The organism is Gammaproteobacteria bacterium (assembly GCA_036383255.1).
Lineage (GTDB): Bacteria > Pseudomonadota > Gammaproteobacteria > Natronospirales > REEB76 > DASUBN01.
Window position 1 is genome coordinate 186,014 of the sequence record DASVOS010000011.1, and the last position, 6,000, is coordinate 192,013.

A 6,000-nucleotide genomic window follows, 5' to 3' on the forward strand; every position below is an offset into this window, starting at 1 on the left:
CCGTCCTCTGCGGGACGTTTTGTGGCTATTCTGCGCCCATGGCCCGCCGGGCTCAACCCGCCGCGCCACGGTGCAGGAAATCCTCCCGGGGGGAGGCCGCGAGGCCGAAGGCTTGGTGCAGGGCGCGCACCCCCGCCTCCAGCTGCTTCTCGTCCACCACCACCGAGACCTTGATCTCGGAGGTGGCCACCATGCGTATGTCGATGCCCTGCTCGGCCAGTGCCCGGAACAGGGTGCTCGCCACCCCAGCGTGGGAACGCATTCCCACGCCCACCACGGAGATCTTCACCACCCGCTCGTTGCCCTGCAGGTTCTGGGCGCCGATGCGGTTTAGGTTCGCACGCAAAATATCCATCACCTGCGGGTAGTCGTTGCGGTGGATGGTGAAGCTGAAATCCATGCGGCCGTCCCGCGCGACGTTCTGCACGATCATGTCCACTTCGATGTTCGCGTCCGACACCGGCCCCAGGATGCGGTAGGCGATGCCCGGCTCGTTCGGCACGCCGAGCAGCGAGACTTCCGCCTCGTCGCGGTTGAAGGCGATGCCTGAGACCACGGCGGCTTCCACGGCTTGATCCTCGTAGGTGATGAGGGTGCCCTCCCCTTCCTTGAAGGTGGACAGCACGCGCAGGGGCACATTGTATTTGCCGGCGAACTCCACTGCACGGATCTGCAGCACCTTGGAACCCTGGCTCGCGAGCTCCAGCATCTCCTCGAAGGTGATGCGCGGCAGGCGCCGGGCCTCGGGCACCAGGCGCGGGTCGGCGGTGTAGACGCCGTCCACGTCGGTGTAGATCTGGCATTCATCGGCCTTGAGCGCCGCCGCGAGGCCGACGGCGGTGGTGTCGCCGCCGCCGCGGCCGAGGGTGGTGATGTTGCCCTGCGGGTCCAGGCCCTGGAATCCCGCCACCACCGGCACACAGCCCGCGGCCAGGCACTCGCGCAGGGCCTGGGTGTCGATCTCCTGGATGCGCGCCTTGGTGTGGGCGCTGTCGGTGCGGATGCAGACCTGCCCCGCGGTGAAGGAGCGCGCCTTGAGGCCGCGCTTCTCGAGCGCGATGCAGAGCAGCGCGATGGAGACCTGCTCCCCGGTGGCGAGCAGCACGTCGAGCTCGCGCTGGTTCGGGCGCGGGACGAGACGATGGGCCAGGCCCAAGAGCCGGTCCGTCTCGCCGGCCATGGCCGAGACCGTCACCACCACCTCATCGCCCTGCCCGAGGGTCGCGGCGACCTTGCCCGCCACATGCTCGATGCGGGCGCAGTCCGCCACCGAAGTGCCGCCGTACTTCTGGACGATCAGAGCCACGGCGACGGCCGGACGATCAAGCTATCTTCGAACGCACCCAGTCCGGCACGGACTTGAGTGCGGCGTCGAGCTTGGAGGGATCGGTGCCGCCGGCCTGTGCCATGTCCGGCCGGCCGCCGCCCTTGCCGCCCACCTGCTGGGCCACCATGTTCACGAGCTCACCCGCCTTCACCTTGCCGGTGAGGTCCTGGGTCACGCCCGCGATGAGGCTCACCTTGCCCTCGCTGGCGGCGCCCAGCACCACCACCGCCGAGCCGAGCTTGTTCTTGAGCTGGTCCATGAGTTCGCGCAGCGCTGCCGCGTCCACGCCCTCCACCGCCGCCGCCAGCACCTTGGCGGGACCGATGGCCTGCGCAGAAGCCGTGAGTTCGTCGCCGCGGTTCGCCGCGAGCTTGCCGGAAGCCTGGGCCAGCTGTTTCTCCAGTTGCTTCACCCGTTCCTGCAGTTGCTGTGTCTTGGCTACGATGTCGTCGGAGCGCAAGGCGTCCACCAGCGCGCGCACGGTGCCCTGCAGGGTATGCACGTAGGCCAGGGCACCCGCGCCCGTCACCGCCTCGATGCGGCGCACGCCGGCGGCCACGCCGCCCTCGCTCAATATCTTGAAGAGTCCGATGTCGCCGGTGCGGTGCACGTGGGTGCCGCCGCAGAGTTCGGTGGAGAAGTCGCCGAACTTCATCACCCGCACCACGTTGCCGTACTTCTCGCCGAACAGCGCCATGGCCCCGGCCTTGATGGCCTCGTCGTAGCTGGTCTCGCGCACGTCCGCCGCCTCGTTGCGGCGGATCTCGGTGTTCACCAGGTCCTCGATCTTCGAGAGCTCCTCCGGCGTCACCGCCTGGTAGTGGGAGAAGTCGAAGCGCAGCCGGTCCGGCGCCACCAGCGAACCTTTCTGGGTCACGTGGGTGCCCAGCACCTTGCGCAGGGCCGCATGCAAGAGGTGCGTGGCGGAGTGGTTCAGCACCGTGGCCGCGCGCAGGCCTTCATCCACCTGCGCGTCCACGGTGTCGCCCAGCTTGATCTCGCCGTGGGTGACTTGGCCCATGTGAGCGAAAGCGCCACCGCCGCGCTTCTGGGTGTCCGCCACCTTGAACGCGCCGTTGCCATTCTTGAGCAGGCCCTGGTCGCCCACCTGGCCGCCGGACTCGGCGTAGAACGGCGTCTGGTCCAGCACCACCATGCCCTGCTCGCCGGCCTTGAGCGCCTGCACCGCGTCCTTGCCGCGGAACAACGCCACGACCTTGCCGGGATGCTTCAGGTGCTCGTAGCCCTTGAAGGCCGTCTCACCTTCGATGGCCACGTCCTGGCCGTACTCGGCGCCGAACTTGCTGGCGGAGCGGGCGCGGTCGCGCTGGGATTCCATCTCGCGCTCGAAGCCCGCCTCGTCGATGGCGAGGCCGCGCTCGCGGGCGATGTCGTTGGTGAGGTCGGCCGGGAAGCCATAGGTGTCGTAGAGCTTGAACACCGTCTCGCCCGGCAGCGTCTTGCCCTTGAGCCCCTTGATGGCGGACTCCAGGAGGCCCATGCCCTGAGCAAGCGTCTCGGCGAAGCGTTCCTCTTCCTGCAGCAGCACCTTCTCCACATGGGAGGCGGCCTTGTGCAGTTCCGGATAGGCCCCGCCCATCTCGGCGTCCAGCGCCTTCACCAGCTTGTGGAAGAAGGGCTTCTCCTGACCAAGCTTGTAGCCGTGACGGATGGCACGGCGGATGATGCGGCGCAGCACGTAGCCGCGGCCTTCGTTGGAGGGCAGCACGCCGTCGGTGATGAGGAAGGCGCAGGCGCGGATGTGGTCCGCGATCACCCGCAGCGAGGGACTGCTCTTGTCCTTCGCGCCCGTTACATCTGCCGCAGCGGCAATGAGCTTCTGGAAGAGGTCGATCTCATAGTTGGAATGCACGTGCTGCAGCACCGCCGTCACGCGCTCCAGGCCCATGCCCGTGTCCACGCAGGGCTTGGGAAGGGGCGTCAGCACCCCGTCCGCCGAGCGGTCGAACTGCATGAACACCAGGTTCCAGATCTCGATGTAACGGTCGCCGTCCGCATCGGGCGAACCCGGGGGCCCGCCGGCCACGTCGGCGCCGTGGTCGTAGAAGATCTCGGAGCAGGGGCCGCAGGGGCCCGTGTCCGCCATCTGCCAGAAGTTGTCGCTCTGGTACTTCTGGCCGCCCGGCTTGTCGCCGATGCGCACGATGCGCGCCGCAGGCACGCCCACGTCGTTCAGCCAGTGGCCGTAGGCCTCGTCGTCCGTGTGGTAGACCGTGACCCAGAGCTTCTCCGGGGGCAGCTTCCAGACCTGGGTCAGGAGTTCCCAGGAATAGAGGATCGCGTCCTTCTTGAAGTAGTCGCCGAAGCTGAAGTTGCCCAGCATCTCGAAGAAGGTGTGGTGGCGGGCGGTGTAGCCCACGTTCTCCAGGTCGTTGTGCTTGCCACCGGCGCGCACGCAACGCTGCGAGGAGGCCGCGCGCCTGTAGTCGCGCTTGTCGCGCCCCAGGAACACGTCCTTGAACTGCACCATGCCGGCGTTGGTGAAGAGCAGCGTCGGGTCGTTGGCGGGCACGAGCGGGCTCGAAGGCACCACCATATGGCCCTTGGACTGGAAGAACTCCAGGAAACTCTTGCGGATGTCGTTGCTGGTCATCATGGGCGGATATTATGAGGCCTTGGCCCCCGCCACCCAATAGAAACACCGGTATTCCGGCTGAAATAGCGGTCTTCTAGTCTTCCAGGTCGCCCTTCAGGGCCTTGCGGATGTCCTCCATGGAGAACCCGCGCTGCTGCAGGAAGCGCGCCTGCCGCGCCCGTTCCGGCATATCCTTCGGCAAGTCTGTCCCAAAACGCTTGCGCCTGGCAGCCTCCGCGCCCTGGGCCGAGGCCGCTTTCAGGCCCGCCACCGCCTTCTCCATGAGCTCGCCGGTCACGCCCCGGCCCTGTAGTTCAGCGCGGATCTTGAGGGGGCCGGAACCGCGCCGCACCCGGGCAGCCACGAACTCCTGCACGAAGCGGACATCCGAGAGCAGCGACTGCCCCTGCAATGACGAGAGCACCGCCTCGACGGCGGTGCTCTCATAGCCTCGTCCAAGAAGCTTTGACCTGAGTTCCTGGGCGGAGTGCTCGCGCCGGGCCAGGAGGGCCAGCGCCTTGGCCCTGACCCTCGCCGGGTCGCGGGCCTCCTCCGGCTCAGGCTTCCGTGATCTCTTCAGGCTCATCGCCTTCGTCGCTGTCCACCACCGCCAGTGGGGCGCCGGGGACCTTCTTCGGCACCAGCTTCTCGCGGATGCTGGCCTCGATCTCGGCCATCACTTCCGGGTTCTGCTCCAGGTATTCGCGGGCGCCTTCCTTGCCCTGGGCGATCTTCTTGCCCTTGTAGCTGTACCAGGCGCCGGACTTCTCGACGAACTCGTGGGTCACGCCGAGCTCGATGATCTCGCCGGCGCGGGAGATGCCCTTGCCGTAGAGGATCTCGAACTCCGCCACCTTGAACGGAGGCGCCACCTTGTTCTTCACCACCTTCACGCGGGTCTCGCTGCCGATGACCTCCTCGCCGGCCTTGATGGCGCCGATGCGGCGGATGTCCATGCGCACCGAGGCGTAGAACTTGAGCGCGTTGCCGCCGGTGGTGGTCTCGGGGTTGCCGAACATGACGCCGATCTTCATGCGGATCTGGTTGATGAAGATCACCAGAGTGTTGGTGCGCTTGATGTTGCCGGTGAGCTTGCGCAGCGCCTGGCTCATGAGGCGCGCCTGCAGTCCCATCTGCGGCTCGCCCATCTCGCCTTCGATTTCGGCCTTCGGCGTCAGCGCGGCGACCGAGTCGATCACGACGACGTCGACCGCGTTCGAGCGGACCAGCATGTCCGCGATCTCGAGCGCCTGCTCGCCGGTATCGGGCTGCGAGATGAGCAGGTCCTCGGTCTTGACGCCGAGCTTGGCGGCGTAGGAGATGTCGAGCGCGTTCTCCGCGTCGATGAAGGCGGCGGTGCCGCCGGCCTTCTGCATCTCGGCGATCACCTGCAGCGTGAGCGTGGTCTTGCCGGACGATTCCGGGCCGTAGATCTCGACCACCCGGCCGCGCGGCAGGCCGCCGACGCCGAGCGCGAGGTCGAGGCCGAGCGAGCCGGTGGACACCGTCTCGATGTCCTTGATGGCCTCCGCGTCCATTTTCATGATCGAGCCCTTGCCGAACTGCTTCTCGATCTGGGAAAGCGCGGCGGCTAATGCCTTAGACTTGTTGTCATCCATTTGCGTCTGTACCTCTTCTTTTAGGTCGGCATCTACGGCAGGTACTGAGCCCTGGGCCAACACCGGATACTGTATAAACGTCCATGATTGTGAAACCGTTGACCGGCCCCTGTCAACTGCAAAAAACCCATTAGGAGACAAAGCGATGGCGAGAGTCGCGTTCCTCGGCCTCGGCGTCATGGGCTACCCGATGGCGGGTCATCTGCTGAAAAAAGGCGGTCACGACGTGACCGTTTACAACCGCACGCGCGCGAAGGCCGAGCAGTGGGCGAAGGAGTACGGCGGCAAGCACGCAGCGACGCCGCGCGAGGCGGCAAAGGACTGCGATTTCGTGATGATGTGCGTCGGCAACGACGACGACGTGCGCTCGGTGGTCTACGGCGCCAACGGAGCGCTCGCCGGCATGAAGAAAGGCGCGATCCTGGTGGACCACACGACGGCCTCGGCGGTGCTGGCGC

At 66.7% G+C, this 6,000-nt stretch carries 5 protein-coding genes; 1 reads left to right on the forward strand and 4 read right to left on the reverse strand.

Features of this window, described 5'->3' with window-relative positions; genetic code table 11:
* Window positions 1-52: 52 nt before the first annotated feature.
* The 4 genes from VF651_07660 to recA form a co-directional block, all read right to left on the reverse strand.
* Window positions 53-1,306, reverse strand: coding sequence for an aspartate kinase (locus VF651_07660; protein ID HEX7965578.1), 1,254 nt, complete (start codon window positions 1,304-1,306; stop codon window positions 53-55).
* Window positions 1,307-1,322: 16 nt separating this feature from the next.
* On the reverse strand, window positions 1,323-3,941 hold the full coding sequence (gene alaS, locus VF651_07665; protein ID HEX7965579.1) for an alanine--tRNA ligase: 2,619 nt from the start codon (window positions 3,939-3,941) through the stop codon (window positions 1,323-1,325).
* 76 nt (window positions 3,942-4,017) lie between these two features.
* A complete protein-coding gene (locus tag VF651_07670; GenBank protein HEX7965580.1) occupies window positions 4,018-4,509 on the reverse strand; it encodes a regulatory protein RecX in 492 nt (163 codons plus the stop codon).
* On the reverse strand, window positions 4,481-5,542 hold the full coding sequence (gene recA, locus VF651_07675) for a recombinase RecA (GenBank protein ID HEX7965581.1): 1,062 nt from the start codon (window positions 5,540-5,542) through the stop codon (window positions 4,481-4,483). The genes VF651_07670 and recA overlap by 29 nt, the downstream gene beginning before the upstream one ends.
* Before the next feature lie 145 nt (window positions 5,543-5,687).
* On the opposite strand from recA, the gene VF651_07680 reads away from it, so the two are divergent.
* A partial coding sequence (locus tag VF651_07680) for an NAD(P)-binding domain-containing protein (GenBank protein ID HEX7965582.1) occupies window positions 5,688-6,000 on the forward strand: 313 nt, incomplete at its 3' end.

Excerpts from the sequence above, each read along its gene's own strand:
- alaS (HEX7965579.1), bottom strand. The coding sequence starts at position 3,941 with ATGACCAGCAACGACATCCGCAAGAGTTTCCTGGAGTTCTTCCAGTCC.
- VF651_07670 (HEX7965580.1), bottom strand. The coding sequence starts at position 4,509 with ATGAGCCTGAAGAGATCACGGAAGCCTGAGCCGGAGGAGGCCCGCGAC.
- recA (HEX7965581.1), bottom strand. The coding sequence starts at position 5,542 with ATGGATGACAACAAGTCTAAGGCATTAGCCGCCGCGCTTTCCCAGATC.